Source organism: Hydrogenophaga sp. (assembly GCF_011390835.1).
In the GTDB taxonomy this organism is placed as follows: domain Bacteria; phylum Pseudomonadota; class Gammaproteobacteria; order Burkholderiales; family Burkholderiaceae_C; genus Hydrogenophaga.
In genome coordinates this window covers 22,777-48,448 of sequence record NZ_JAABRQ010000021.1, presented here as the reverse complement: position 1 = coordinate 48,448, position 25,672 = coordinate 22,777, and the positions used below count along the sequence as shown (strand labels likewise).

At 66.8% G+C, this 25,672-nt stretch carries 25 protein-coding genes and 1 pseudogene; 15 read left to right on the top strand and 11 right to left on the bottom strand.

The genetic code is table 11. The features are described 5' to 3' along the window. Positions 1-12: 12 nt before the first annotated feature. The 3 genes from GPT34_RS13150 to GPT34_RS13140 all read right to left on the bottom strand — a co-directional run bounded on the left by GPT34_RS13150 (position 13) and on the right by GPT34_RS13140 (position 3,396). Positions 13-564: an anti-sigma factor gene (locus tag GPT34_RS13150; protein ID WP_291013191.1), complete on the bottom strand. Its 552-nt coding sequence runs from the start codon at positions 562-564 to the stop codon at positions 13-15. Further along, the gene (locus GPT34_RS13145; protein ID WP_291013189.1) at positions 564-1,715 is read right to left on the bottom strand and encodes an alpha-hydroxy acid oxidase; all 1,152 of its coding nucleotides are present in this window, start codon (positions 1,713-1,715) and stop codon (positions 564-566) included. Before GPT34_RS13145 ends, GPT34_RS13150 begins: the two co-directional genes overlap by 1 nt. Positions 1,716-1,830: 115 nt before the next feature. Further along, the gene (locus tag GPT34_RS13140; RefSeq protein ID WP_291013187.1) at positions 1,831-3,396 is read right to left on the bottom strand and encodes a bifunctional aminoglycoside phosphotransferase/ATP-binding protein; all 1,566 of its coding nucleotides are present in this window, start codon (positions 3,394-3,396) and stop codon (positions 1,831-1,833) included. 396 nt (positions 3,397-3,792) lie between these two features. Here GPT34_RS13140 and GPT34_RS13135 point away from each other — a divergent pair, with 396 nt between their 5' ends. The 7 genes and pseudogenes from GPT34_RS13135 (at position 3,793) to GPT34_RS13105 (ending at position 8,645) form a co-directional block, all read left to right on the top strand. Continuing rightward, on the top strand, positions 3,793-4,368 hold the full coding sequence (locus GPT34_RS13135; RefSeq protein WP_291013184.1) for a serine acetyltransferase: 576 nt from the start codon (positions 3,793-3,795) through the stop codon (positions 4,366-4,368). 97 nt (positions 4,369-4,465) lie between these two features. Continuing rightward, positions 4,466-4,776, top strand: a pseudogene (locus GPT34_RS13130) (long-chain fatty acid--CoA ligase); the annotation flags it as partial. A 139-nt stretch (positions 4,777-4,915) separates the two neighbouring features. After that, positions 4,916-5,677, top strand: a complete 762-nt coding sequence (locus GPT34_RS13125) for an endonuclease/exonuclease/phosphatase family protein (RefSeq protein ID WP_291013182.1) — start codon at positions 4,916-4,918, stop codon at positions 5,675-5,677. Continuing rightward, on the top strand, positions 5,674-6,900 hold the full coding sequence (gene clsB, locus GPT34_RS13120; protein WP_291013180.1) for a cardiolipin synthase ClsB: 1,227 nt from the start codon (positions 5,674-5,676) through the stop codon (positions 6,898-6,900). The genes GPT34_RS13125 and clsB overlap by 4 nt, the downstream gene beginning before the upstream one ends. After that, positions 6,897-7,928 carry a lysylphosphatidylglycerol synthase domain-containing protein gene (locus GPT34_RS13115; RefSeq protein ID WP_291013178.1) on the top strand — a complete coding sequence of 344 codons (1,032 nt, stop codon included), beginning with the start codon at positions 6,897-6,899 and terminating at the stop codon, positions 7,926-7,928. The genes clsB and GPT34_RS13115 overlap by 4 nt, the downstream gene beginning before the upstream one ends. Then, positions 7,904-8,029 carry a hypothetical protein gene (locus GPT34_RS13110; protein ID WP_291013175.1) on the top strand — a complete coding sequence of 42 codons (126 nt, stop codon included), beginning with the start codon at positions 7,904-7,906 and terminating at the stop codon, positions 8,027-8,029. Before GPT34_RS13115 ends, GPT34_RS13110 begins: the two co-directional genes overlap by 25 nt. A gap of 100 nt (positions 8,030-8,129) precedes the next feature. Next, positions 8,130-8,645, top strand: a complete 516-nt coding sequence (locus GPT34_RS13105) for a TIGR00645 family protein (protein WP_291013172.1) — start codon at positions 8,130-8,132, stop codon at positions 8,643-8,645. 265 nt (positions 8,646-8,910) lie between these two features. On the opposite strand, the gene GPT34_RS13100 is transcribed toward GPT34_RS13105, so the two are convergent. The 5 genes from GPT34_RS13100 to argH form a co-directional block, all read right to left on the bottom strand. After that, positions 8,911-9,132 (bottom strand): hypothetical protein, encoded by a 222-nt coding sequence (locus GPT34_RS13100; protein ID WP_291013169.1) that lies wholly within the window; start codon positions 9,130-9,132, stop codon positions 8,911-8,913. Positions 9,133-9,354: 222 nt separating this feature from the next. After that, a complete protein-coding gene (locus tag GPT34_RS13095) occupies positions 9,355-9,861 on the bottom strand; it encodes a hemerythrin domain-containing protein (protein ID WP_291013167.1) in 507 nt (168 codons plus the stop codon). Positions 9,862-9,921: 60 nt separating this feature from the next. After that, the gene (locus GPT34_RS13090; RefSeq protein WP_291013164.1) at positions 9,922-12,303 is read right to left on the bottom strand and encodes an FAD-dependent oxidoreductase; all 2,382 of its coding nucleotides are present in this window, start codon (positions 12,301-12,303) and stop codon (positions 9,922-9,924) included. Between the two features lie 103 nt (positions 12,304-12,406). Next, complete coding sequence (locus GPT34_RS13085) at positions 12,407-13,552, bottom strand: HDOD domain-containing protein (protein WP_291013161.1); 1,146 nt, start codon at positions 13,550-13,552, stop codon at positions 12,407-12,409. A gap of 135 nt (positions 13,553-13,687) precedes the next feature. Beyond that, entirely contained in the window at positions 13,688-15,142 is a 1,455-nt protein-coding gene (argH, locus tag GPT34_RS13080) for an argininosuccinate lyase (protein ID WP_291013159.1), read from the bottom strand. 156 nt (positions 15,143-15,298) lie between these two features. On the opposite strand from argH, the gene GPT34_RS13075 reads away from it, so the two are divergent. Genes GPT34_RS13075 through GPT34_RS13065 form a run of 3 tightly spaced genes read left to right on the top strand, consistent with a single transcriptional unit; the run spans position 15,299 to position 17,676 of the window. Further along, complete coding sequence (locus GPT34_RS13075) at positions 15,299-16,354, top strand: sensor histidine kinase (protein ID WP_291013156.1); 1,056 nt, start codon at positions 15,299-15,301, stop codon at positions 16,352-16,354. 31 nt (positions 16,355-16,385) lie between these two features. Next, entirely contained in the window at positions 16,386-17,129 is a 744-nt protein-coding gene (locus tag GPT34_RS13070) for a LytTR family DNA-binding domain-containing protein (RefSeq protein ID WP_291013153.1), read from the top strand. Positions 17,130-17,145: 16 nt separating this feature from the next. Beyond that, positions 17,146-17,676 carry a hypothetical protein gene (locus GPT34_RS13065; RefSeq protein ID WP_291013151.1) on the top strand — a complete coding sequence of 177 codons (531 nt, stop codon included), beginning with the start codon at positions 17,146-17,148 and terminating at the stop codon, positions 17,674-17,676. 15 nt (positions 17,677-17,691) lie between these two features. Here GPT34_RS13065 and recJ read toward each other — a convergent pair whose 3' ends face one another. Together recJ and GPT34_RS13055 are read right to left on the bottom strand one after the other, a co-directional pair. Further along, complete coding sequence (gene recJ / locus GPT34_RS13060; protein WP_291013148.1) at positions 17,692-19,428, bottom strand: single-stranded-DNA-specific exonuclease RecJ; 1,737 nt, start codon at positions 19,426-19,428, stop codon at positions 17,692-17,694. Beyond that, positions 19,425-20,408, bottom strand: a complete 984-nt coding sequence (locus GPT34_RS13055; RefSeq protein WP_291013145.1) for a phosphoglycerate mutase — start codon at positions 20,406-20,408, stop codon at positions 19,425-19,427. The genes recJ and GPT34_RS13055 overlap by 4 nt, the downstream gene beginning before the upstream one ends. A gap of 46 nt (positions 20,409-20,454) precedes the next feature. Between GPT34_RS13055 and GPT34_RS13050 the strand changes: the two genes are divergently transcribed. From GPT34_RS13050 to GPT34_RS13035, 4 genes are all read left to right on the top strand, one after another. Beyond that, positions 20,455-21,711: a lipoprotein-releasing ABC transporter permease subunit gene (locus tag GPT34_RS13050; protein WP_291013142.1), complete on the top strand. Its 1,257-nt coding sequence runs from the start codon at positions 20,455-20,457 to the stop codon at positions 21,709-21,711. A 91-nt stretch (positions 21,712-21,802) separates the two neighbouring features. Next, complete coding sequence (gene lolD, locus GPT34_RS13045; protein WP_291013233.1) at positions 21,803-22,483, top strand: lipoprotein-releasing ABC transporter ATP-binding protein LolD; 681 nt, start codon at positions 21,803-21,805, stop codon at positions 22,481-22,483. A gap of 8 nt (positions 22,484-22,491) precedes the next feature. Then, on the top strand, positions 22,492-23,340 hold the full coding sequence (locus GPT34_RS13040) for a TatD family hydrolase (protein ID WP_291013141.1): 849 nt from the start codon (positions 22,492-22,494) through the stop codon (positions 23,338-23,340). Position 23,341: 1 nt separating this feature from the next. Next, on the top strand, positions 23,342-23,848 hold the full coding sequence (locus GPT34_RS13035) for a DNA-deoxyinosine glycosylase (protein WP_291013138.1): 507 nt from the start codon (positions 23,342-23,344) through the stop codon (positions 23,846-23,848). Positions 23,849-23,932: 84 nt separating this feature from the next. Here the strand turns inward: GPT34_RS13035 and GPT34_RS13030 are convergent, their stop codons facing one another. Next, a complete protein-coding gene (locus tag GPT34_RS13030) occupies positions 23,933-24,742 on the bottom strand; it encodes a mechanosensitive ion channel family protein (RefSeq protein WP_291013135.1) in 810 nt (269 codons plus the stop codon). 144 nt (positions 24,743-24,886) lie between these two features. Between GPT34_RS13030 and GPT34_RS13025 the strand changes: the two genes are divergently transcribed. Beyond that, complete coding sequence (locus GPT34_RS13025) at positions 24,887-25,669, top strand: spermidine synthase (RefSeq protein ID WP_291013132.1); 783 nt, start codon at positions 24,887-24,889, stop codon at positions 25,667-25,669. Positions 25,670-25,672 lie beyond the last annotated feature (3 nt).

The following is a 25,672-nucleotide window of genomic DNA, read 5'->3' as shown; positions in this document are numbered from 1 at the left end:
GAGCCCTGCGGCTCAAATCGTCTTCTTCACCCACCAGCCCTTGAACAAATAGGGCAGGCTAGGGCTGGCGCCGGCGGCCACACCACCTTTGTTTTCGGCGCTGATCGCGAGCTGGCTGACGTTCTCGAGCGCCGCTTCGCTCACCGGCAGTTCCAGGGTCTGGTACTTGCTGGTGATCACGCCCAGCGAGCGTGGTGGCGCGCCGCCGACCAGGGCCCAAAGCTGCATGCTGTCTTCGCGACCTTCACGCACTTCGTTGAGCCGCTGCAGCAGCAGCGCGCCCCGCTTGGGATCGTAGGTGACTAGCATGGCCGGCAGCTGGTCATCGTCTTGCAGCACCGCGATCTGGCGCACCTGCGGCACCTCGACCAGTCGGCTTTGCAGGTGGCTGATCTGGGCCTTGAGCTGCTCGAACATGCTGGCGCTTGCCGCCCAGCCGATCAGCAGCACCAGCAGCAGCAGTATGGCGAGTGCACGCCACCAGGTGCTGACGCTGCGAAACCCAGAGGCGGGCGTAGGGTCGGAAGAGGTCGAAGGCTCGTTCATGCGGTGCACGGTGTCCATCAGGTCGGGTAGGTGCCGGGCAGCAGTATGCCTTTGTCGACCGTGCGGATATCTGTGTGGCCGCAAAACGCCATGGTCACGTCCAGCTCCTTGTGGATGATTTCCAGCGCTTTCAACACGCCTTGTTCGCCCATGGCGCCAAGGCCGTAGACCATGGCGCGGCCGATCATGGTACCGCGAGCGCCCAGGGCCCAGGCCTTGAGCACATCTTGCCCGCTGCGGATGCCGCCGTCCATCCAGACCTCGATCTGGTCGCCCACCGCGGCCACGATGGCCGGCAGCGCATCGATGCTGCTGGGCGCGCCGTCGAGCTGGCGGCCGCCGTGGTTGCTGACCACGATGGCGTCGGCGCCGCTGGCCACGGCCAATTTCGCGTCTTCCACATCCATGATGCCCTTGAGGATGAACTTGCCGCCCCACTGCTGCTTGACCCAGGCCACGTCTTCCCACGACAGGCGCGGGTCGAACTGCTCGTTGGTCCAGGAGGCGAGCGAGGCCATGTCGCTCACGCCTTTGACGTGGCCGACGAGGTTGCGGAAGGTGTGACGGCGAGTACCCATCATGCCCATCACCCAGCGCGGCTTACTGGCGATGTTGACGATGTTGCCCAGGCTCGGGATCACCGAGGCGCGCATCTTGTTCTTCAGATCCTTGTGGCGCTGACCGATCACCTGCAGATCCAGCGTGAGCACCAGCGCGCTGCACTTGGCGACCTTGCAGCGCTCGATCATGCGCGCCATGGCTTCGCGGTCGCGCATCATGTAGAGCTGGAACCAGAAGGGTGCGGTCGTGTGCTCGGCCACGTCCTCGATCGAGCAGATGCTCATGGTCGATAGGGTGAACGGAATGCCGAACTGCTCGGCCGCTTTCGCCGCCTTGATCTCGCCATCGGCGCTTTGCATGCCGGTCAGACCGACCGGCGCGATGCACACCGGCATCTTCACGTCTTGCCCCACCATCTTCGTGGCGGTGCTGCGGTTTTCCATGTTGACCGCCACGCGCTGGCGCAGCTTGATGCGCTGGAAATCTTCGCTGTTGGCGCGGTAAGTGCCCTCGGTCCAGGAGCCGGAATCGGCGTAGTCGTAAAACATGCGCGGCACGCGCTTTTTCGCCAGGACGCGGAGGTCTTCAACGGTGGTGATCACGGGCATGGTGGCTTGTCTCCGGGGTGTTGGAATGTGTTGATCTGCGGCCATGGTAGCGAGAGCCGGCGCCGCTGGCTTGTGAAACCCCACCGAAGCTGATTGAAATTTCTTCTCGCCGCTGTCAGTTTGGCGTGGGCCAGCGTTGCGCGCGCTCGGCCTCGTTCAGCGGTTCCACCCAGCCCAGTTGCTGCTCCAGAACGGCCAGCGTGGCCTCTGAAGCATCTCCGCCACTCGCCTGGCGCGCCGCGATGCGCTCGCGCAACTCGGCTACCGAGGCCTCGGGTGCCAGTATGTGAAAAGGGTAACCGCCTGCCTGCGCCAGCGCGGCGAAGGTCTGGCGCTCGGCGTGGCGCAGAAAGGCCGCATCGACCAGCACCGTCCAGCCTTCACCCAGCAGCATGCGGGTGCGCGAGAGCAGCGAAGCGTAGGTATCGCCATGGGCCTGGGCGCTGTAGAGGCCGGCGTTCAGGCCAGAACCGCTGCTGGCCAGCGCGCTCAGGCCATGCAGGCGTTTGCGCTCCACGTCCGAGCGCAGGCGGATCACGCGACCACTGGGCTCGGCCTGCAGCCAGCGGCTGGAAGCCCAGGTTTTGCCGCTGCCCGAGAGGCCGTGGGTGATAACGAGTTGCGGCGCGGGTGGGTGGGCCATGTCTCGCATCAGCGTCAGGTAGCGGCGCGCCTCGGCGAGGCTGGCGTCGGCTTCGGTCGAAGCGCCTGCGCCGCCCTGCTGCCCCAGGCGGATCGCGGTCACCTTGGCCCGTACGCCGGCGCGGTAGCAGGCAAAAAAGGTCCACACCGTGGGTGCCGACACATCGCCGCTGGCATCGAGCCAGTCGCTCAGCAGCTGGTTCGCCAGGCCGGGCTGGCCGTGATTCAACAAATCCATCCACGCAAAGGCCATGTCGTTGGCTACATCGATCCAGCGCAGCTCGTCGTTGAACTCGATGGCGTCAAAGGGCAGCACCGCGTCGTTGATCAGCACCGTGTTGGCCAGGTGCAGATCGCCATGGCCTTCGCGAACCCGGCCCTTCTGGCGCCGGCGCGAGAGCAGCGGCTCGATGGCGCTGAAGCGCTGCTCGGTCCAGGCGCTCAGTGCTTGCAGCAGGGTGGCGTCGGTCGGGTCAGGGAGCGCGGTGCGCAGCGTGCTGAAATTGTCACGTGGCCAGCGCATGGCGGCTGCGGCATGGCCCCATCGGCTGTCGGCGTCGGCTGCGGCGGCGCCAGCCTGAAACGCCGCCATGCGCCGAGCCAGCGTGGTGATGTGCCCTGGCGTGAGCGCGCCGCGCTGGCACAGGTGGTCCAGGCGGGCCGCTTCGTCAAATCGGCGCATCTGCACCGCGAACTCGATGGCGCGGCCATCGTCGGCGTCGCCCAGGTCGCCCCAGCGCGGCTGGTCGGGCGTGCCCACGATGGGCAGCACGCCCAGGTACAGGTGGGTGGCGGGCTGGTCGGGCGACTGGAAACGCCGGTTCACCCGGATCTCGGCCTCGCAGGCGCGACGGCGCAGCGCCAGGGTGCCGAAATCCATGAAGTCAAACCGCACTGGCTTCTTGATCTTGTAGGCGAATTCGCCCGCCAGCAGCACCCAGGCGCCGTGCGTCTCCACCAGCTCCACCCGGTCCACCGGGTGCGCATAGCGCGCCGGCGCCAGCAAAGCGGTGATCAGGGGCGGCAGCGCGGTGGTCATGCCAAGCAATGTAAGACAGCAGACCCTTTGGCAGCCTGACGCGCTGTGGCGCCGTCGGTTCGGTGCCTGTATGGGCGGAGTGGGGCGGCATCGTGGTGGTCTTGGTGGTGCCGCAGCCGGGCAGCAGATCGCCGCAGGCAGTCCACACAGAGGCTCCTCATACCCACCTCCGTCACCTCCTCTGTGCGCCAGCGCACAGAGACAGGCTGTTGTCTTGGGCACATTGCGTGGGTATCGCCCGCGCGACCCACTGCTCAGCGTGCCATTTCATTCTTGCCGGCAGAGGGTCGGTCGGACCCAGAGACGGCATCTTCACTTTCGGTTCGGGGCGCAGGCAACTTCGGAAACCTGTGGTGGATTCGCATCAATTTCACTCTGTAGATCGGCAGATGCATCATGTTTGACCACATTCGCGCTGATTACCGTGCCCATGGACGCGATTGGGGTGTGCAAGGTTTCTGGGTCATGCTGGTGTATCGACTGGGGCGCTGGCGCTATGGCGTGCGTCCAGTCCTCCTGCGCAAGGCGTTTTCGTTGCTGTACAAGGTGTTGTACAAATTCGTTCAAGTCATCACGGGCATCGAACTTCCCTGCGAAGTCCAGGTGGGGAAGAACTTTGTGATCGACCACTTTGGCGGCATCGTGGTCAGTGGCTACGCGCGATTTGGTGACAACTGCCGTCTCCGTTCGGGCGTGGTGGTGGGTCTGGCCCGCGTTGACGAACCCTGCGCCCCGGTTTTCGGGGACAACGTGGACATCGGCACGGGCGCCAAGCTGCTGGGACGCATCACCATCGGCGACAACGTGTGCATTGGCGCCAACTCGGTGGTCACCCACGATGTGCCATCCAACTCGGTCGCGGTGGGTGTACCCGCCAGGATCGTGCCGCGCCGCGCCGCCGCTACCCTCACCAACCTCGCCGGGCTGACCCCGCCAACGGCTGCGTTCGAGCCAGTTGCCGAACAGGTCTGAGCCAGCTGCCATTGGTGGTTCGGCAGCGCCGCCAAGGCCTGTGCGGTGCGCGTACCTCGTGGCATGACTCCCACTGACAGCGTCAGTCTCTGCATAGCGCTGCAAGGCGATCATCATCAGCGGCGGCAACATCGACCCGCGCGAGGCGGAAGAGGTGCTGCTCACGGCCCCCTGTGTGGCCGAATTGGCTGTGGTCGGCGCGCCGGATCCTGAGTGGGGCGAAATCGCGGTGGCGTTTGTGGTGCTGCAGGCGAATGCTGCGGCTTCAGAGACGGTGGATTCGAGATCGCTGGACGCCTTCTGCCTGGACCATATCGCCCGCTTCAAGCGGCCAAGCGCTATGCGTTCGTGGACGCGCTGCCGAAGAACAACTATGACAAGGTGTTGAAGACGGTGCTAAGAAAGCAGATTGGCTCTTGGGAAATTCTCAAGACTGGATATTGGTTGCAGGATTCGGTTGCGTGCGTGAGGTGCGGGCGACGTACCCGTTGCTTGCGGGACTGGCGGACATCGGGTCTGCGGTTGTCCATGTGGCATGCTGAGCACCATGCATGAACAGCGATCGCCAAGGCCCTTGCGTGTGCTGACCCTCAACATCCACAGGGGCTTCAACGCCTTCAACCGGCGATTCGTCCTGCACGAATTGCGCGACGCGGTGCGCGCGGAGGGCAGCGATCTGGTGTTCCTGCAGGAGGTCGGGGGCGGATCGGTTCCCGCAGGCGCAGCCGACATCGGCGCGCACTACGAGTTTCTCGCTGACGAGATCTGGCACGACCGGGCCTACGGCCGCAATGCCGTGGCGGAAGGGCAGGACCACGGCAACGCCGTGTTGTCCCGGTTGCCGGTGCTGCGCAGCTACAACCACGATGTGTCGTTGCCGGGCGTCGAGCCGCGCGGGGTGCTGCACTGTGTGCTGGCCCGGCCGGCGCGCCAGCCGGAGTTGCATGTGATGTGCGTGCACCTGGGGCTGAGCGAGGCGCACCGGAGCCACCAGCTGGCTCGGTTGTGCGAGGTCATCCGCCACAGCGTGCCCGCCGACGCGACACTGGTCGTTGCCGGCGACTTCAACGACTGGCGCGCGCGCGCTGACTCGCTGCTGGCACCGTGCGGTCTGATCGAAGTCTTCCGTCAGGCGCACGGGCGCCATGCGCGCAGCTTCCCGGCTCGCATGCCTCTGCTGCCGCTCGACCGTATCTACGTGCGCGGCACCGCCGCGCACCGGCCGCTGAGACTGCCCCGCCAGCCCTGGGCGCGCCTGTCCGACCACGCGCCGCTGGCGGCCGAAATCGATCTGCCGGAGTTGCCGTGAACTCGCACTGGCTGCCCGACAACCGCATTGCACTGCTCGAAAACGGTGAGGCCTACTATCCACGCGTTTTTGAGGCCATCGCCGCGGCTGAGACAGAGGTGCTGTTGGAGACCTTCATCCTGTTCGACGACGAGGTCGGTCGCGCTTTGCAGCAAGCCCTGCTGAGCGCCGCCGGGCGTGGCGCCACCGTGCACGTGATGGTCGACGGCTGGGGCTCGCCCGACTTGCCGCCGTCGTTCACGGAGCCACTGCTCGAAGCCGGTGTGCGGTTGCGCAGCTACGAGCCCGCCCAGCGCCTGTTCGGTACCCGCGTCAATCTGCTGCGCCGCATGCACCGCAAGCTGGTGGTCGTGGACGGCCGCTTGGCCTTTGTCGGGGGTATCAACTTCTCGGTCGATCAGCTGGCCGGGTCCGGGCCGCTGGGCAAGCAGGACTATGCGGTCGAGGTCCAGGGGCCGCTGGTCGGGCAGATCCGCGCCTTCTGCCGCGCCAGTGTGGAAGCGCCGCAACCGCCCCGGTTCCTGTGGCTGAGGCGCTGGCGTGCAGGCCGTGCTGGCGCTGGCGCTGGCGCCGCCGGTGTCCCTCGGGCCGACGCCGCCAGCGGCCCGTTGGCCGCCTTCGTCACGCGCGACAACCAGGGCAACCGCACCGACATCGAGCGCCACTACCGCGTGGCCATCCGCGGTGCTCGCCAGCGCGTGCTGATCGCCAACGCCTACTTCTTTCCCGGCCACCGGCTGCTGCGCGATCTGCGCTATGCGGCGCGGCGCGGTGTGCAGGTCGACCTCATCCTGCAGGGCCGACCTGATCTGCCCTGGGTGCGCAGTGCGTCGGAACTGCTGTACGGTTACCTGCTGCGTGCCGGCGTGCGCGTGTACGAGTACGGCGAGCGGCCGTTGCACGCCAAGGTGGCGGTGATCGACGACCACTGGGCGACCGTCGGCTCGAGCAACCTCGACCCGACCAGCCTGGGGTTGAACCTCGAGGCCAACGTCGTCGTACGCGACCCAGTCTTTGCCGGGCAGTTGCGCGATCGGCTCGAACATCTGATGCAGCAACGCTGTGAGCGCGTGCAAGTGCCAACGCCGGGGCCGCTCCGCTCGGCCTGGATCGCGCTGCGCAGTTTCGCCCTGTTCCACGTCATGCGCCGCTTTCCCGTCTGGATCCGGATGTTTCCGGCGAGTGCGCCGCGGGTTGTGCCGCTGCGCGGCGACGCGCCGTGAGGTCGGCCGCGCAGCGCGCCTGGTGGTGGTTCAAGCGGGTGGCGCCCTGGGTGCTGGCGGGGCTGGTGCTGACGCTGGTCGCGTTCGAGGCACGCCGGGTCGACTGGCCAGCCGTCTGGCTGGCCCTGCGACAACAATCGCCCGGCTGGCTGGTGGCCGCAGCAGCGCTGTCGCTGATCAGCTACGCCCTGTACGCCACCTTCGACCTCATCGGGCGCCGGCTCACCGGCCACCGGCTGCCGATGTCGAGAACCCTGGGCATCGCCGCCATCAGCTACGCCTTCAACTTCAACCTGGGCTCCTGGGTGGGCAGTCTGGCCCTGCGCCTGCGGCTGTACACGCGCTGGGGGCTCCCGACTGAGACCGTGGTGCAAATCGTCGCTTACAGCATGGTGACCAACTGGCTGGGCTACCTCTGGGTGGGCGGCACCGTGCTGGTGTGGGCGCCGCCCACGCTGGCCCTGGTCGGGTTGCCCTCTGCCGGCTGGCTGCGTGTGATCGGGCTGGTGATGATCGGCGCCGCGCTCGCCTACCTGGCGCTGTGCCGGTACTCGCCGAAGCGACAGCTGAGCTGGCGCGTGCATCGGCTGGAACTGGCAAGCGGGCGCATGGCCAGCTGGCAGGCGGCAGCGGGCGGTGCCAACTGGCTGCTCATTGGCGCCATCGTTTGGATCTTGCTCGGCATGCGCGTCGACTACCCCTCGGTACTCGGCGTGATGCTGCTGGCGGCGGTGGCCGGCGTCGTGACCCATGTACCCGGCAACGTTGGCGTACTCGAAGCGCTGGTGGTGGCCTCGCTCGGCGACCGGCTACCCAAGACCGAGTTGCTGGCCGCGATGCTGGCCTATCGGGCCGCCTACTATCTGCTGCCATTTGCCCTGGCGCTGCCCGCCTACGGACTGAGCGAGGCCGCGGCGCGGCGTGCCGATCACCGCAGGGTCGTGCGCCGGATAGTCCCCAGCGCTGATGAACGGCGGCTGGAGCAGCCGGGTGGCGAGAGGTCGTGCTGGTGGCGTTTGTGGTGCTGAACGCCAAGTCAGCCGCTTCGGCGCTGCTGAATGCCGTGGCGGGTCAGCTGCCGCTGGCGAGCGAGGTCACGGCGGGCACTCGGTTCAACGCCCTGGTGTGATGCCCGTGCCGCGGCGATGAACGGTGCCGCGCGGGTGCCGCCCCGCCAGCGCGCCCATCTTTCGCTATGCTTGCGCGCTTGTGCAACGCCAGCCTTTCCTATGTCCTCCATCCCCAACAAATTCGAGCTGACGCTCGAGAAGGTCATTTTCTCCAGCCGCTGGCTGCTGGTGCCATTTTTTCTGGGGCTCATCGTCAGCATGGCGGTGCTGCTGATCAAGTTCTTCAAGGAAATGGCGCTGCTGATCCAGGGTGTGCTGGGCATCATCGAGCACGACACGGTCATTTCCATCCTGACGCTGGTGGACACCGCGCTGATCGCGGTGCTGCTGCTGATCATCGTGTTCAGCTCCTATGAAAACTTCGTCTCCAAGCTGAGCATTGGCGACCATGAGGACCGGCCGGCCTGGATGGGCAAAGTGGGCTTTTCCGACCTGAAGATGAAGCTGATCGGCGCGATCGTGGCGATTTCGGCGGTGGAGCTGCTCAAGGCCTTCCTCGTCAGCACCACGCTCAGCAGCGAACAACTGAAGTGGAAGATCGCAATTCACCTGACTTTCGTGGTCTCGGGCCTGCTGTTCGCCCTGGCCGACTGGATCAGCGACCAGCGCAAGTGAGCGCCGGGCGGCCCGCCCTGTTCTGATTCCGCGGCCCGATCCCAGGCCGCTGTGCGAGGTGCCGACGCTGGCGGCCCTTGCTCACGGCGAGCGCAGTGGCTCGGTCACGCCGTAGGCTGCGGTCCTGGCCTGCCGGGCGGCTTGCGTCATGGCTATTCTTTCCGAGCTTTCGAGCCCGCGCCAAGGCGGTCTCCCGGTCTCGATGCCGGCTGGACTTGTCGCCGACCGCGAGCAGCGCGACCCGTTCGCCGCTTTCCTCCAGGCCTCAGCCCTTCTTGCCTCCGAACACCAGCAGCAAGCCACCCGCTACGATCGCGCCGACACCTGCCCAGACAGGAACGTTGACAGACTCCTTCTCTTTCACGGTCAGTTCGAGCGGGCCAAGCTTCACCGCGGTTGTGTCCTTCGTGTAGCTGAAGCCTCCATAGACGAGAGCAAGTGCGCCCGCCACCAGCAGTGCGATGCCCAGGAGTTTGGCTGTGTTCATGTGTTCGAAACCTCTCGATGGACCAACACGGCGCAGTCGGTGACTGCGAGCAATGCACGGCAGATCGATTGAAACACACTCGTGGGCAAGCTGGCTCTGATGAGCGTCCTCAAAAAACGCCGCGCGTGCCTGCAGGTTTGAAAAGAGTTGTGCGGGTTTGCCGATGCAGAGCCTGCTTGCTGCGCAGCGAATGCGGTGCTCTTTGGCTGGGCGCGGGCTCGCTCAACTGCAGCTCACGCTGCCGCACCCGCTGATGCTCGCAGGCCGGATCTCCGAAGGGTCGGCCACGGTTTCGGTGGTGGTGTCGAAGCCCACTGCTTTGAGGTGTTGCGCCAGGCCGGCGTCCATGCTGGCGGCGTGTTGCGGAAACCACTCGGCCAGCGCCTCGGCCAGGCGGGTGATGATCTCCGGGTCGTCGTTCTGATAGTGCGGAATTACCGCGCTCATGGTTTCCAGGATCGTGGCGTGGTGCGAGGCGTGGCAGTTGTCGGCAGAAAAACCGGTGGCCAGCATCCAGCGCTCTTCCTGCGCGAAGTGTTCCACTGTGTGAGCCAGGAATTCGCGGTACAGGGGCAGTTGCTGATCCTGCGGGATGGCGAGCAGGCGGTTGAGCATGGTCACGAACTCTTCGTGGGTGTGGTCCATGCGGCTGTCGCCAACTGACAGGGCGGGCGACCAGTCCAGGCCGGCGCTGGCCGGGGCGGTGAGGGTGGGGCTGTCGGTGTGCATGGGGGGCGAGCTTACCCGGCTGCCCTGGGGCGGTGCTTGATGCACGTCAAGCCGGCCGGTTCATGCAAAGCGGTAGCGGCTCAAGTCGGGCTGGCGCACGGCGCTCACATACTCGGCGGTGAAGCCGGGAAAGATGGCCACGATCTTGCCGTCGTTCATGCGGTACCAGCTGCGGCACTGGCCCCACACCGAGCCACCCAGGCGGGCTTGCAGCTCGCGGTTGTAGGTGGCCATGGCGTCCTCGCTGACCTCGATGCTGCGCTGGCCGCCGGCGCGCACCGCCTGCATGCAGGCGATGGCGTGTTGCACCTCGGGCTCGATGAAGAGCAGGGTGGAGGTGTGGCCGGTGGCGGTGTTGGGGCCAAGCATGAGAAAGAGGTTGGGGAAACCGGCCACGCTCACGCCCTGGTAGGCCTCGGGGCCGGCCTGCCAGGCCTGCGCCAGCGTCTGCCCGCCGCGCCCGGTGACGGTGATGCTGGACAACAAATGCTGGGTGTCGAAGCCGGTGGCGCAGACCAGCACGTCGATTTCGCGGGCCTGGCCGTCGCTGGTGACGATGCCGGTGGGTGTGAAGCGCTCGATGGGCGTGGTGACCAGCGCCACGTGGAGCTGGCCCAGCGCGGGGAAAAAGTCGTTGGAATAAATGATGCGCTTGCAGCCCAGCGGGTAGTCGGGCGTGAGCTGGGCGCGCAGCGTGGCATCGGGCACCTGGCGCTGGCGGTGCATGGCAGCGGTCTTGAGCATGCCCTTTCGCGCCAGCGTGCCTTCGTCGAAGCCGCGGCGGCCCCATTCGAGGATGTGCATCCAGCACCAGCGCACGCCGCGGTTGTAGAGCGTGGACTGCGCCAGCGCGCGGTCGAGGGCGCCGTAGCGACGGTCCAGCCGGGGCATGACCCAGTTGGCGGTGCGCTGGAACACAAACAGTTGCTTGGCCTGCTCGGCCACCGGGGCGATGAGCTGCGAAGCGGTGGAGCCGGTGCCGATGACAGCCACGCGCTGACCCGCCAGCGGCAGGCTGTGGTCCCAGCGCGCGGAGTGCAGGCGCTGGCCCTGGAAGCCGTCCAGGCCGGGGATGTCGGGCCAGCGCGGCTGGTTGAGCGGGCCGGTGCTGCAGACGAAAAAACGCGAGCGCAGCCGGCGGCCGTCTTCGGTGGTGAAGTGCCAGAGGCCGCTGGCTTCGTCAAAACGCGCTTCGGCGAGTCGGGTGCTGAAGCGGATGCGTTCGGTGAGGCCGTGGCGCTCGGCGAGCTGCTGCATGTAGGTCTGGATTTCTCGGGCGCCGGCGAAGCGGCGCGTCCAGCCTGGGTTCGGCGCGAAGGAGAACGAATAGACCGGCGAGGGCACGTCCACATGCGCGCCGGGGTAGGTGTTGTCCCACCAGGTGCCGCCCAGGCCGGGCTGTTTTTCCAGCAGGACGAAGTCGTGTTGCCCCGCGCGTTGCAGCTGCATGGCCATGCACAGACCCGACATGCCGGCGCCGAGGATGACCACCTCATGCTCGGTCACGCCTTCAGACTCGCGCGGCAGGTGCGCATGGGCAAAGCTGGCCAGGCGCACGATGGCTTCGTCCGAACTCTTGAGCACGCCACCGTGCAGCTGGAAAACATGCCAGCGGTGTTGTGTGATCTCGCCGCGGGTGTGCACGCCGGCGGCCTGCAGCGCGGTCTCCAGCGCCAGCGCCTGGTCGTGCAGCAGCTCGTCGGTGCCGGCCTGGATCAGCGTGGGCGGCAGGCCGCTCAGGTCGCCACGCAGCGGGGAGATGCCGGGCTCTGCCGCGCTGTATTGCCCGCGGTAAAAGTCCACGCAAGCTTGGGCCCAGGCGGTGCTCAGCATGGCTTCGCCGGGCGGTGGCACCGGCAGCAGATCGGGTGTGACCGCATCGCCCAGAGGCGAGAGCAGCAACAACGAGGCCGGCCCGGGCTCGCCCGCGTCGCGCAAGGCCATGGCCAGCGCCAGCGCCAGGCCGCCGCCGGCCGAGTCGCCACCAACAATCACCGGGCCATCAACCCGCAGCGCGCGGAAGGCGGCTAGCGCGTCGTTCAGCGCGGCGGGGTAGGGGTGCTCGGGCGCTAGCCGGTAGTCGAGTGCAAACACCGGCAGGCCGCTGGCCAGGCTCAGGCGCGCGGTGAGCGAGCGGTGGGTGCGCGGTGAGCCGATGCAGAAGGCGCCGCCGTGCAGGTAGAGGACGGTGGCAGGTGGCGTGGCGTGGTTGTGTTTGCGCGGGCGCAGCCATTCGCCCGGCACGCCGCCCACCTGGTCGGCAGTGACCACAGCGGCACGCGGCACCGGCAGCGAGAGCTTGGCCAGCAGCGAAAGCCAGCGGCGCTGAAAGCCGATGGAGAAGCGCGGCGAAAACACCGGCTTGATCAGCAACTGCAGCGAAGCGCGCTGCAGGCCGGCCAGCAGCTTTTCCAGCCAGCCCTGGGGGGTGAACACCTGCATGGAACGGCCCTCGTGAATCGAGGGAGCAGTTTAGGGCCTGTTCACACGGTCTTTCTGGGTGCGAACAGGCCCGCCAGTGTGCAGGCCGGCGCGGGCAACAGGCCTATTTGGCCCGGGGAGTGATGTCCAGCATCAGCTGGAGCGCGGTGTGCAGCTCGGGCGCCTGCAGGGCGGCGTTGAGCCCGGCGAGCGCGGGGTGGGCGAGGCAGCTGCGCAGGTGGTGGGTGTCGGGGCCGAGGTCTTGCGTGGCGTCGTAGTCGGCCAGGCTGGGCAGCTGGCCCAGCGCCAGCCGCTCGCCCAGGCGAGAGCACAGGTAGCTCAGCGCCAGCCGTGGCACGCGCGCAGGTTCGATGCTGCCCACCGGTGTGACCAGCAGGCGGCCGATGTCGCCCACATCGGCGATGAGGGCGTCAGGCAGGGACCACGATTTGAGCAGCAAGCCACCGATTTCGCTGGCGCTCAGGTCCATCACCGCCTGCTCGTGTGCGGTGCGGTCCACGCGGTGGCGGGACAACCAGCTGTCCAGTGCTTCGGGCGGCATCAGCGAGGCGGTGGCGAGGTGGCCGACGAAGCCGAGCACCACCTGGGTGGCCAGGCCGCCCTGGTCGGGCAGGTTCAAGGCCTTGCCCAGGCGAACGCTGAGTTCGCTGGCGATGGCACTGGCTTTCCAGACTTCGTCAAACACCCGCTTTGAGGAGGCCAAGCGGGGTTTGAACGCTTCGGCCAGCATGTACTGCAGGCAGATGTTGCGCACCGTGTTCATGCCCAGGAAGGTCACGGCCTGGCCGACGCCATTCACCGGGCGGTGCAGGCCGTAAAAGGGCGCATTCACCGTGCCCAGCACCTTGGCGGCGATCAGCGGTTCGGCCATGACGAGTTCGCTGAGTTCGGCCGAGCTGGCGCGGGCCACGAATTCGGGAGACAGCAGCTGCTGCAGCGAGCCCGGTGGGCGCGGGATGCCGCGAATGGTGGCCAGCAAGACCTCGCGACGCGACGTTTCCAGATCGGTTTCGCGCTGCCACACCAGCGCGGCCAGCTCGGGCGGCACCGGCTCGGCAGGCGGCGCAGCGGGGACCACGGTCGCAACCGGTGCGGGGCGGGCGGAGCGGGGTGTCCGGGTGGGCTGGGGGGGAAAAGCGGTCAGCGTGGAGGCCGGGGCCGACATCGGGCGCGACGCGGGGCGCCGCCAGGCCCACCAGCCCAAGGCAGCGGCAAGCACCAGGGCGATCCAAAGGTACAGGGTTGACACGCGAAGACTCCCGTCACGAAAAAAAGTGCCGAGGCAAGGGTCCCCCCGGTTGTCCTCATGTCATCGGCGCGTAAGGCCCGATCTTGAGCCCGAAAAAGGGCGTTTTGAACCCTGCTCCGGGGCCTCAATGGGCGCTCAGGCCAGGCGCTGGCGGTGGCGCGCGATCTGGGCAAGCACCTGAGCGGGCGCGGTGCCGCCCAGGGTGTTGCGGGCGTTGAGCGAGCCGCGCAGGCTCAGGCACTCGTACACGTCTTTTTCGATCTTCGCGTGAAAACCTTGCAGCACCACCAGCGGCAGCTCGGACAGGTCGCACTGGTGCGATTGCGCAGCCTTCACCGCATGGGCCACGGTTTCGTGGGCATCGCGAAACGGCAAGCCCTTTTTCACTAGGTAGTCGGCCAGGTCGGTGGCGGTGGCATAGCCCTTTTTGGCGGCGTCTTCCATCGCGATGGCGTTGACGGTGATGCCGCCTTCTTTCTGGCCGGTGGCCGGGTTGAGCTGACCGCCGACCATCTCGCTGAAGATGCGCAGCGTGTCTTTCAGCGTGTCGACCGTGTCGAACAGCGGCTCTTTGTCTTCCTGGTTGTCCTTGTTGTAGGCCAGAGGCTGGCCCTTCATGAGGGTGATCAGCGCCATGAGGTGGCCGACTACGCGGCCGGTCTTGCCGCGCGCGAGCTCGGGCACGTCGGGGTTTTTCTTCTGCGGCATGATCGATGAGCCGGTGGTGAAGCGGTCGGCGATCTTCACAAAGCCGAAGTTCTGGCTCATCCACAAGATCAGCTCTTCGCTCAGGCGACTGATGTGCACCATGCACAGCGTGGCCGCGGCGGTGAATTCGATGGCGAAGTCGCGGTCGCTCACGCCGTCCAGGCTGTTCTGGCACAGTTGGGGCTCACCCTGCTCATTCACCATGCCCAGGGTGCGCGCTACACGCTCGCGGTCCAGCGGGTAGGTGGTGCCGGCCAGGGCCGCGCTGCCCAGCGGCAGGCGGTTGGTGCGGCGGCGCACATCGCTCATGCGCTCGGCGTCGCGCGAAAACATCTCCACATACGCTAGCAGGTGGTGACCAAAGCTCACCGGCTGCGCCACCTGCAGGTGTGTGAAGCCGGGAAGGATGACTTCCACGTTTTTTTCCGCCACGTCGACCAGCGCGGTCTGCATCTCGATCAGCAGCTGGGTGATGAGGTCGATCTCGTCGCGCAGCCACAGGCGCACGTCGGTGGCGACCTGGTCGTTGCGGCTGCGCCCGGTGTGCAGGCGTTTGCCGGCATCGCCCACCAGCTGGGTCAGGCGAGCTTCGAGGTTGAGGTGCACATCTTCCAGGTCGAGCTTCCAGTCAAAAGAGCCAGCTTCGATCTCGTTGCGGACCTGGGCCAGGCCGCGCTCAATCTCGGCGCGGTCCTGTGCGCTGATGATGCCCTGCGCGGCCAGCATCTCGGCATGGGCCAGGCTGCCGGTGATGTCGGCCAACCAGAGGCGCTGGTCGAAGAACACACTGGCGGTGTAGCGCTTGACTAGCTCGCTCATGGGCTCGGAAAACAAGGCGGACCAGGCTTGGGCTTTTTGGTCGAACTGCTGAGTGTTGCTCATGGTGGGGGTCGGTGCTCGCCGCCGCGGGGTCCGGCGATCGGGGTGGGGGCTGGGCGCCAGGCCAGCATCTAGCAGCTGCGCCCGGTCCAGGGGAGGTGTTTCACGGTGCGTCAGCGCGGGTGGACGCGCGGCGCAGTGCGCCTATAGTGTGCAGCCATGAAAGACTCCAAGATTTTATCGAGCTACCAGGACCTGCATCCGACCCTCGGCGCCTTGCCGCTGTCGGACATGCCGCAGGTAACGCGCGAGCTGGTGTTCGACACCTGCAAGGTGGGCGTGGTCTTGCGCGCGGTGCTGTTCGTGCAGGCTGTGGTGGCGGTGGCCGCGCTGTTTGGTGCGCCGAGCGCCTGGGGCTGGCTGACGCAGATGGCGGTGTTGACCGGCGCGGCTCTGCCCGCCACGCTGGCCTGGCTGCTGAGCGCGTGCGCGGTGAAAAAGCCCATCAGTCGACTGTCGATGCCGATGCAGTGGGCGGTGGGTATTGGCCTGGGTATGCTGGCGGGGCTGTACGGGTGCGGGCTGCTGAGCTGGATGGGTCTGGTGGAGCCGGCTCCTTGGCTGGCGAGCGCGGCCGCGGGTGCGCTGCTGTCGGCCGTGCTGGTCGCCGCCCTGGTCTGGCGCGCCAAGGCGCGCATGCCCGCCGGAACGACGGCGCAGCTGGCCGAGTTGCAGGCCCGCATCCGACCGCATTTTCTGTTCAACACGCTCAACACCGCGATCGCGTTGGTGCGCGAGGAGCCAGCCAAGGCCGAGAGCCTGCTGGAAGACCTGAGCGAGCTGTTTCGCCACGCGCTGGCCGACACCCAGGAATCGGTACCGCTGTGGCAGGAGCTGGAGCTGGCCGAGCATTACCTGGCGATCGAGCAGGTGCGCTTTGGCGACCGGCTCAAGGTGGAGTGGAGCGTGGACGAGGCCGCGTCGCGGGCTAAGCTACCACCGCTGATCTTGCAGCCGCTGGTGGAAAACGCGGTGAAGCACGGCGTGGAGCCCAGCCCGGGCGGCGCGATGGTACGCATTAGTACCAAACGACGCGGTGGCGTGGTGATCATCAAGGTGACCAACACCGTGCCAGCGGGCAGCGGGCGGCGCGGCCACGGCCTGGCGCTGGACAATGTGCGCCAGCGGCTGACCTTGTTGCACGATGTGCAAGGCCGCTTCCAGAGTGCGCTGGTGAAGGACGTTTTTCAGGTGCGGCTGGAAATCCCGGTATAAGCTGCAGGGTAAGAGGGCAACGGAGCATGGTATGACATTGAAGGTATTGATCGTTGACGACGAATCGCACGCGCGATCCCGCTTGCGCACGCTGCTGGCTGAGTGCACCGATCCGCGTGCCGATGTGGTGGGCGAAGCCGCTAACGCGGTGCAGGCGGTCGAGCAGATCCAGCGCACGCATTGCGACCTGTTGTTGCTCGATGTGCGCATGCCTGGCGTGGACGGCGTGCAGCTCGCGAGCCGCCTGCGCGAAATGGGGGCGCCGCCGTCCATCGTGTTTGTGACCGCCTACGCCGAGCACGCGGTCGAAGCTTTCGAGCTGGAAGCGATCGATTACCTCACCAAGCCGGTGCGCCGCGAGCGCTTGCAGCAAGCATTGCAAAAGGTGCAGCGGGCGCGCAGCGTGGCCGAAAGCGGTGTCGACACCGGTGGTGCCACCGAGCACCTCATCATCCAGGAACGTGGTCGCAGCGAGCGCGTGGCTTTGTCGGAAGTGGTTTACCTCAAGGCCGAGCTCAAATACATCACCGTGCGCACCGCAGACAAGGAACACATCTACGACGGCGCACTGAACGATCTGGAGCAGCGATACGCTCACCTGTTCGTGCGGGTGCACCGCAACGCACTGGTGGCCCGCCGCGCCGTGCGCGCGGTGGAGAAGCACAACGACCCGGTCGAGGGCGAAGGTTGGACGGTGCGGCTCGACGGCGTGGACGAGCGCCTCGCAGTCTCGCGGCGCCAGCTGGCGGCGGTGCGTGAGGCACTGATGACCTGATCGCGACGCGGCCAGCATGCTTCGCATTCGGCAGAAGTCCCCGCTCTCCGGTTTTCACTACCAGGCCTTCGACGCCCAAAACGCCCTGTTGGCTGACCTGGTCTGGCCCAACTTTGCGCAAGCAAAAAATGCGCGGCTGCGCTGGTACCCGAACGACTCACCCGACGGCGACGTGCAGATTCGCATGCCGCAAGGTCTGTACCGCATCGGGTTCGAATACCTGAGCCGGGGTTTTCTGAACGAGACCCGCTACACCCTGCACCAAGGCGCCGAACCGCTGTCGGTGGCCGATGTGATGTCGCCGCTAGGCAAGTTGCGGCGACAGGAGGTGCACCTGCGTCATCCCCTGGCAGCTCAGCTCAAACCCGCGGGCCGATGGGGCCGGGTTCGCTACCGATTGGAGCAGGCAGGTCAGTGCCTTGGAACGGTGGAGGAACCGCGTTGGTTTAGCGTGAAGCGGGAGTTGGTGGTGAATCTGCCGTCAACCCTCGATCTGCCCACGCGGCTGTTCATCGGCTTCATGACCATCAACGCCGCGTTCCGGTAGGAGCGGCGAGTTGGGCTACAGCTCCGCCGCTTCGACCAGAAACCGCACCCTTCGCTGGCCTTGCCATTCATCGGCATCGAGCCGGAAAGCGAGCTTGACCCGCTCGGGCAGTGGCTCGGTGTGGCCGAACCAGATGCCGTCGACCGGCTCGCCCTGGTGCTTCATCTTCAGCGCCAAGTGTTTTTCGCCGACCAGGCGCTGGCTGACGATCTGCACCTCTTCGCAGAACACTGGCGGCGCAAACCCCTGGCCCCAGACTTCTTTGTGAAGGGTGTCGACCAGATCGGTGCGACGGTACTGCTTGTCGAGTGCGCCGTCGGCCTCCAGGCGGCGCTGCAGGGTGGCGGCGTCCAGCCATTCGTGGGCGACCTGTTGCAGCGCTGCTTCGAAGGTCTCCAGGTGTTCTTCTTCGATGGTGCAGCCCGCGGCCATGGCATGGCCGCCGAAGCGCAGCAACACTCCGGGGTGGCGCTTGGCCACGAGGTCGAGCGCGTCGCGCAGGTGAAAGCCGGGGATGGACCGGCCCGAGCCCTTGAGCTCGTGTTCCTTGCCCTCGGCGCCGCTGGCGGCGAACACAAATGTCGGGCGGTGCAGCTTGTCTTTCAGGCGCGACGCCACGATGCCGACCACGCCCTCGTGGAAATCGGGATCGAACACGATCATCGCAGGCGGAGGTTCTTCTGAGTCGTCGAACATGTCTTCGGCCAGCGCCAGTGCCTGCTCGCGCATGTCGCCTTCGATGGCCTTGCGCTCTCGGTTGATGCCATCCAGCGTGCGGGCCAGCTCGTCGGCGCGCAGCGCGTCGTCTGTGATCAGGCACTCGATGCCCAGCGTCATGTCGGCCAGGCGACCCGCGGCGTTCAGGCGTGGGCCGAGCGCAAAACCGAAGTCGAAGCTGGTCGCCATCTCGGGCCGGCGTGCGGCCACGTTGAACAAAGCCCTCATGCCCGGCGGCATGGCGCCGGCACGCACCCGCTTCAGGCCTTGCGCCACCAGGCGGCGGTTGTTGGCGTCGAGCTTGACCACGTCGGCCACGGTGCCCAGCGCCACCAGTGGCAGCAGCGCGTCGATGCGCGGTTGCGTGGTGGCGTCGAACACGCCACGCGTGCGCAACTCGGCGCGCAGCGCGAGCAACACATAAAACATCACGCCCACGCCGGCAATGGCCTTGCTCTCGAAGCCGCAGCCGGGCTGGTTGGGGTTGACGATGAGGCAGTCCGCAGGCACCACCACTTCGCCGTCTTGCAGCGCGGGCAGGTGGTGGTCGGTCACGATGACTTGCAGGCCCAGCGCGCGGGCGGCACTCACACCAGCCAGGCTGGCGATGCCGTTGTCCACTGTGACGAGCACATCAGCGCCGGCCGCTTTGACGCGCTGCGCGATCGAAGGCGTGAGGCCGTAGCCGTCGGTGACTCGATCGGGCACCAGGTAGCTCACCCGGTCAAAGCCCATGGGCGCGCCCAGCATGCGCAGGCCGCGCAGGCCCACGGCGCAGGCGGTGGCGCCGTCGCAGTCGTAGTCGGCCACGATGCAGATGCGCTGTTGCCCGGCCATGGCGTCGGCCAGGGCGCGCGCAGCAGTGTCAGCGCCCAGCAGGCTCGCGGGTGGCAGCAGGCGGGACAGCGCGTCGTCCAGCTCGTCCTGGTGGGTGATGCCGCGGGCGGCGAACAGGCGCGCGAGCAGCGGATGCAGGCCGGCCTGTTCCAGCGCCCAGGCGGCTCGCGGGGGGACATCGCGGGTGATGATTTTCATAAGGTGTCGAGGTGTTTCCAGGCTGGCGGTATGCCGCGCAACGATGGCAGGGCGCGGATGAGGCGCTGACCCAGGCCGTGCGGCCGTAAGGCCCATTGCGCCCAGCCGCGTTCGCCGCACAGGGTGAGGGTGACAGGCTCGCCAGCGCGCGCGCGCGCCAGCAGCTCGGCGATGGCTCCGCTGTCCAGCGCCTGCCAGGCCTGCTGCCAGGAGCGCCAGTCGCCCAGCAGCGCGGCCTGGCGCAGGGTGTCGGGTTGGGTGGGCCTTTGAGGCTCGGCGATAGGCTGCGTGAGTGCCCCCGCGCCGTGCACCCAGAACCCGTTCACGATGGGCTGGTGTGCGGCCTCGCGGCGGTCGTTCACAGGGTGCGTGTAGAACAGCATCTGCGCTTCGCTCTGCAGGCGGGTGATGAGCGGGTGACGCCCCTGGGTGGGTGTCCAGTCGGCCACCGAGCGGCCGCTCACGCGGTCCAGGCTGGCGCACACGAGATCACGCAGCGGTTCGCCGGTGGCGCGCCAGCGCGTCGCCGATTCGTAGAAGAGTTCGATGCCATCTTCGGCCGCCAGCGGGGTGAGAGCGTCGAACAGCGGGCGCGCATCGGCATCCATCAGCGCCAGCCGGTCGCCGGGCAACAGCGTTACCTGATCCATACCAACCTGGAAGTGGCTGGGCGTGAACCAAGCTTGGGGCTGCAGCGGCTGCTCGCTGGACGCGGCGGCCCAGGGGAAACGCCCGGGGCTCAGGCAGTCGGCCCCGGCTGCCTGCAGACCCAGGGCCGACGCGAGCGCACGCTCGTGCGGTGCATCCAGATCCTGATCGTCACCTGTTTCGCTGGCCACCAGGGTCAGTTCGGCCAGCAGGGCGGTCAGACCGGGCAGGGCAAAACCGCTGAGCAGGGCGCGGCATTCAGGCGCGCTGGCGGTGGCGAAGGGAACCAGCAGGTGGTGGGCGGACTCAGGTGCTGGGTGGGAAGCGGGCATGACGCGATTGTCGGGGATGCCACAATCTCTCGGCTCAACCCCATTTATGCAAACTCCCTACGAACTCATTCTCGGCTGGCGCTACACCCGCGCCGGCCGCGCCACCCGGCGCAACGGCTTCATCTCCTTCATCTCGGGCGTGTCCATGCTGGGCATTGCGCTGGGCGTGGCGGCGCTCATCATCGTGCTCTCGGTCATGAATGGCTTCCAGAAAGAGGTGCGCGACCGCATGCTGGGCGTGCTCTCGCACATCGAGGTGTTTGAGCCCGGCGGTCAGGCCATTCCCAACCTCGCGCAGACGCTGGCTACCATCGAGCGCCATCCCGAGGTGCTCGGTGCCGCGCCGTTTGTGGGCGCACAGGCTTTGATCGCTCGCGGCGAAGACATGAAAGGCGCGCTGGTGCGCGGCATCGACCCGGCGCTGGAGCCGCGTGTGACAGATCTGGTGCGCGACATGGCGCCCAACACGCTTCAGCGCCTGGTGCCGGGCAGCTTCAGCATCATTCTGGGCGGTGAACTGGCGCGCAGCCTGGGCGTGATCCCGGGCGACACGGTGACGCTGATCGCGCCCAGCGGTCAAGTCACGCCGGCAGGTGTAGTGCCGCGAATCCGCAGCATGACGGTGGTGGGCACCTTCGATTCCGGTCATTTCGAGTACGACTCTGCCCTGGCACTGTTGCACCAAGACGATGCCGCGCGCATCTTCCGCGTGGAAGGGCCGACCGGCGTGCGCATCAAGATCGAGGACCTGCATGCTGCGCGCGAAGTGGCCATCTCGATCGCCGCCGACTTGGATCCCGGCCTGCTGGTGCGCGACTGGACGCGCCAGAACCGCACCTGGTTTGCCGCTGTGCAGCTGGAGAAACGCATGATGTTCATCATCCTTACGCTGATCGTGGCGGTGGCCGCGTTCAACCTGGTGTCCACGTTGGTCATGACGGTCACCGACAAGCGTGCCGACATCGCCATCCTGCGCACGCTGGGCGCCAGCCCGCGCAGCATCATGGGCGTGTTCATGGTGCAGGGCGCGATGGTGGGCGTGATTGGCACCGGCCTGGGCTTGCTGCTCGGCCTGGGCGTGGCCTTCAACATCGATACCCTGGTGCCGGCGCTGGAGCGTGTGCTGGGCGCGAGTTTCCTGCCCAAGGACGTGTACCTGATCAGCCGCATGCCCAGCGATCCCCAACGTACTGACATCCTGCCGGTAGCCATCATTTCACTAGCGCTGTCGTTCGTGGCCACGATCTACCCTAGCTGGCGCGCGAGCCGCGTGAACCCGGCGGAGGCACTCCGGTATGAATGAATTGAGCCCCCACGATCCACCGCTGCGCGGGTCGCTGCCCCCCGAGGGGGCTGATCTGGCTTGGGGTGGCCCGGCGCCGGATCGTTCGTCTGTGGTTGAAGGCCGGGTGGTGCTCGCTGCTCAAGGTCTCACCAAACGCTTCACCGAAGGCCGGCTCGATGTGACCGTGCTGCAGGGTGTGGATCTGACGGTGCGCGCTGGCGAAACCGTGGCCATTGTTGGTGCGTCGGGCTCGGGCAAAAGCACCTTGCTGCACCTGCTGGGTGGGCTGGACGCGCCAACCAGCGGCCATGTGACCTTGCAGGGTCAGCGCCTGGATGGCCTCAGCGCCTCGAAGCAGGGCGCGCTGCGTAACCAGCACCTGGGTTTTGTGTACCAGTTTCACCACCTGCTGCCCGAGTTCAGCGCGCGCGACAACGTGGCCATGCCGCTGTGGATCCGCCGCCTGCCGCGTGCCCAGGCCGGCGAGCAGGCCGCGAAGGTGCTGGCCCGCGTCGGCCTGGCCGAGCGGCTGCACCACCGGCCTGCCGAACTCTCAGGCGGTGAACGCCAACGCGTGGCGATCGCGCGCGCCCTGGTCACGCAACCGGCCTGCGTGCTGGCCGACGAGCCCACGGGCAATCTTGACCGCGCCACCGCCGACGGGGTGTTTGAACTCATGCTGCAGCTCGCTCGCGATCAAGGCACGGCCTTCATCGTCGTCACGCACGACGAAACGCTGGCCGCCCGCTGCAGCCGCGTGCTGCGCCTCACCACCGGCGTGCTGACCTGAATCCTGCCATGTGGATCGACAGCCACTGCCACCTGGACGCGCCCGAGTTCGGTCCGGACCACGCGCTGGCAGTACAGGCCCGCGAGCGCGCCGCGAGTCTGGGTGTTGACCTGTGCGTGATCCCCGCGGTGGCACGCGCCAATTTCGACACCGTGCGCCGCCTGGCGCACCGCATGGGTGACGCCTACGCCCTGGGCATCCACCCGCTGTTCGTGCCGCAGGCCCAAGAAGACGATCTGTTGGCGCTCGACGCCGCGCTCACCGAGCACCGCGACGATCCGCGCCTGGTCGCAGTGGGCGAGATCGGGCTGGATTTTTTTGTGCCTGCGCTGTGCGAGCCCGCGATGCGCGAGCGCCAGACGTTTTTCTACCGCGAGCAGTTGCGCCTGGCGCGCCAACACCACCTGCCGGTGATCCTGCACGTGCGCCGCAGTGCCGACGCCCTGCTCAAGCACCTGCGCGAGCTTCCCATCGGGAGGGGCATCGCACACGCCTTCAACGGCAGCGCGCAACAGGCCCAAACCTTCATCGACCTCGGGTTCAAGCTCGGTTTTGGCGGCGCGGCCACCTTTGAGCCAGCACGCCGCCTGCGCGAGCTCGCGGCCAGCCTGCCGCTCACGGCCCTGGTGCTGGAAACTGACGCGCCCGACATCCCGCCGCAATGGCTGTACGCCACCGCAGCCGAGCGCGCGGCGGGCCAGGCCCAAGGCCTGAACACGCCAGCCGAGTTGCCCCGCATTGGCGCGGTGATCGCCGGCCTGCGCAGCATGGGCCCCGAGGTCCTGGCCCGTGCCACCAGCGCCAACGCCCGCGCCGCCTTGCCCCGGCTCGCAGCGCTGCAGGCCGGTGCAGGCTGACATGGTGCGATTGGTCGGCCTGGCGCCGATGGTCGATATAAACACGCGGATGCTGGTGCTGGGCAGTTTCCCCAGCGTGGCCTCGCTGCGCGCGCAGCAGTACTACGGCCATCCGCAGAACCAGTTCTGGAAGATTTTGGGATCGCTCTGGTCGCAAGACCTGATGGCTTGCTCCTACGCCGAGCGCATCGCGTCGGCGCGCGTCCACGGTCTGGGCATCTGGGACGTGTACGCCGCCTGCGAGCGCGTTGGCAGCCTGGATACCGCCATCCGCGCTGGCGAACTGAACGACTTTGCGGGGTTGCGCCAACGCTGTCCCCAGCTGCAGGCCATCGCACACAACGGCGGCGAAAGCTTCAAACATGCTCGCCATACGGCTGTGCTGGGTTTACCCGTGCACAAGCTGCCGTCGACCAGCCCAGCCAACGCGAGCTGGTCTTTCGAGCGAAAACTGCAGGCGTGGCGAAATGCCTTTGAAGCAGCAGGAGTGGCGGCGCCAAATGCCTGATCCAGGACACCGCGGAACCGGCTTGGCGGGTCCGCCAGCATCGCCCCTCGCTGGAGGGTCAAGCGCGATGCGCCGCGCTGGGATTCACACGGTTCGGTGCGCCACCGGTGTCTCCGGCACAGGGTAGCCGGCCGCACCAAAGGTGTTGACGATGGCCTTGTGGGTGTCGAAGTAGACCTGCCAGTAGTGGTCGGTGTGGGTGTAGGGGCGCACGCACAGCTTGGGGCCTTCGGGCGTGAACTCCAGGATTTCGATGTCCGGCGCGGGGCTGTCCTTCACATTGGGGATCGCTGTGATCACCGGACGCAGGCGCGCGATGGCGTCCTGAACGTCCACGCTGTTGGCCACCTTGGCTACGCAGTCCACGCGGCGGAAGGGCTCGGCGCTGAAGTTCTGGATGTTGTCGCCAAAGACCTTGTTGTTGCCGACGATGGTCAGCACGTTGTCCATGGTGAGCACCGTAGTGGTGAACAGGCCCAGTTCTTTGACCGTGCCCAGCGTGCCACCGGCGTTGATGAAATCACCCACCTTGTAGGGCCGCAGCACCTGCAGGAAAAGGCCTGCGGCAAAGTTGCCCAGCATGCCGCTCCAGGCTGCGCCGACGGCCAATCCGGCACCTGCTAGCAAGGCGGCGAACGAAGTCGTCTGGACACCGAAGATGCCGAGGATGGCCATGACGAGGATGACCGTCAGTGCCACAGAGACGATGGACTTGAGGTAGGTGATGAGCGTGGCGTCAAACTTGTTGCCGCGCTCCAGAGCCTTGCCCATCAACCTCGTCGCCAGGCCGATGAGCCAGCGGCCGATGATCCAGGCGACGATGGCGCCCAAGATCTTCAGCGCGAAGTCGGCGCCCTGGGTAGTCAGAAAATTCAGGATCACGTCGGTGTTCATAATTCAGCCTTTCATGGTGAACTTCAACCTTATGTCCGACCCATCCCCTGCCCCTCGGCACCGGTCGCCTGCAGGCCAATTCGATGGCTCAAGCGTGGCCTTGTACCCATGGGTGTTGCGTGCCTACCATAAGCAGAGGTGGGCGTGAAGGCCGGCGCCAACGCAGCCGCCAGGCGCCGCAGTGGCCCTCAGGACTTGCCCGAGGTCACTCTGTCCGAAGACGGTGTGGTTCGATTTCTGCACCTGGGCACCGAATGGATCCAGGGCTCGATGCTGATCGGCGCGCCGTTTGTCATCGAGCTCGACTATGTGCAGCGCATGATGGCGTGGCTGCTGTTCGTGGAGCCCGATTCGGTGCCCAAGCGCCGCGCCATGCAGCTGGGTCTGGGCTCGGCGGCACTGACCAAGTTCTGTTTCAAGGCCTGCCGCATGGACACCACCGCGGTGGAGATCAACCCGCAGGTGCTCGCGGCCTGCCGTGGCTGGTTCAAGCTGCCGGCTGATGGTCCGCGCCTGCGCGTGCTGCTGGCCGATGCGGCCGAAGAAGTGCGAAAGCCCGAGCACACCGGCAGAATCGACGCCTTGCAGGTCGACCTCTACGACCACGAAGCCGCCGCCCCTGTGCTCGACAGCCCCGACTTCTACGCCGACTGCCGCACCGTGCTCAGCGACGACGGCCTGCTCACCGTCAACCTGTTCGGTCGCGACGCCAGCTACGAGCGCTCGCTGCAAAGCCTGGCAGCTGCGTTTGGTGACGATGCCCTGTGGGCTTTCAAGCCCACGCGCGAAGGCAACACCATCGTGCTGGCCCAGCGCACGCCAGAGCGACCCACACGCATGGAGCTGCTGGCCCGCGCTGAAGTCGTGCAGGCCCGCTGGGGGTTGCCGGCGGTCAAATGGCTCAAGCTGTTCAAACCGGTATGCTGAGGC

Coding starts and splice junctions, on each gene's coding strand:
- GPT34_RS13075 (WP_291013156.1), top strand. CDS start 15,299: ATGAAAGACTCCAAGATTTTATCGAGCTACCAGGACCTGCATCCGACC.
- GPT34_RS13050 (WP_291013142.1), top strand. CDS start 20,455: ATGCAAACTCCCTACGAACTCATTCTCGGCTGGCGCTACACCCGCGCC.
- GPT34_RS13105 (WP_291013172.1), top strand. CDS start 8,130: ATGTCCTCCATCCCCAACAAATTCGAGCTGACGCTCGAGAAGGTCATT.
- GPT34_RS13150 (WP_291013191.1), bottom strand. CDS start 564: ATGGACACCGTGCACCGCATGAACGAGCCTTCGACCTCTTCCGACCCT.
- GPT34_RS13030 (WP_291013135.1), bottom strand. CDS start 24,742: ATGAACACCGACGTGATCCTGAATTTTCTGACTACCCAGGGCGCCGAC.
- GPT34_RS13140 (WP_291013187.1), bottom strand. CDS start 3,396: ATGACCACCGCGCTGCCGCCCCTGATCACCGCTTTGCTGGCGCCGGCG.
- GPT34_RS13065 (WP_291013151.1), top strand. CDS start 17,146: ATGCTTCGCATTCGGCAGAAGTCCCCGCTCTCCGGTTTTCACTACCAG.
- GPT34_RS13145 (WP_291013189.1), bottom strand. CDS start 1,715: ATGCCCGTGATCACCACCGTTGAAGACCTCCGCGTCCTGGCGAAAAAG.
- GPT34_RS13090 (WP_291013164.1), bottom strand. CDS start 12,303: ATGCAGGTGTTCACCCCCCAGGGCTGGCTGGAAAAGCTGCTGGCCGGC.
- GPT34_RS13055 (WP_291013145.1), bottom strand. CDS start 20,408: ATGCCCGCTTCCCACCCAGCACCTGAGTCCGCCCACCACCTGCTGGTT.
- GPT34_RS13095 (WP_291013167.1), bottom strand. CDS start 9,861: ATGCACACCGACAGCCCCACCCTCACCGCCCCGGCCAGCGCCGGCCTG.
- recJ (WP_291013148.1), bottom strand. CDS start 19,428: ATGAAAATCATCACCCGCGATGTCCCCCCGCGAGCCGCCTGGGCGCTG.
- argH (WP_291013159.1), bottom strand. CDS start 15,142: ATGAGCAACACTCAGCAGTTCGACCAAAAAGCCCAAGCCTGGTCCGCC.
- GPT34_RS13135 (WP_291013184.1), top strand. CDS start 3,793: ATGTTTGACCACATTCGCGCTGATTACCGTGCCCATGGACGCGATTGG.
- GPT34_RS13040 (WP_291013141.1), top strand. CDS start 22,492: ATGTGGATCGACAGCCACTGCCACCTGGACGCGCCCGAGTTCGGTCCG.
- GPT34_RS13125 (WP_291013182.1), top strand. CDS start 4,916: ATGCATGAACAGCGATCGCCAAGGCCCTTGCGTGTGCTGACCCTCAAC.
- GPT34_RS13100 (WP_291013169.1), bottom strand. CDS start 9,132: ATGAACACAGCCAAACTCCTGGGCATCGCACTGCTGGTGGCGGGCGCA.
- GPT34_RS13070 (WP_291013153.1), top strand. CDS start 16,386: ATGACATTGAAGGTATTGATCGTTGACGACGAATCGCACGCGCGATCC.
- GPT34_RS13035 (WP_291013138.1), top strand. CDS start 23,342: ATGGTGCGATTGGTCGGCCTGGCGCCGATGGTCGATATAAACACGCGG.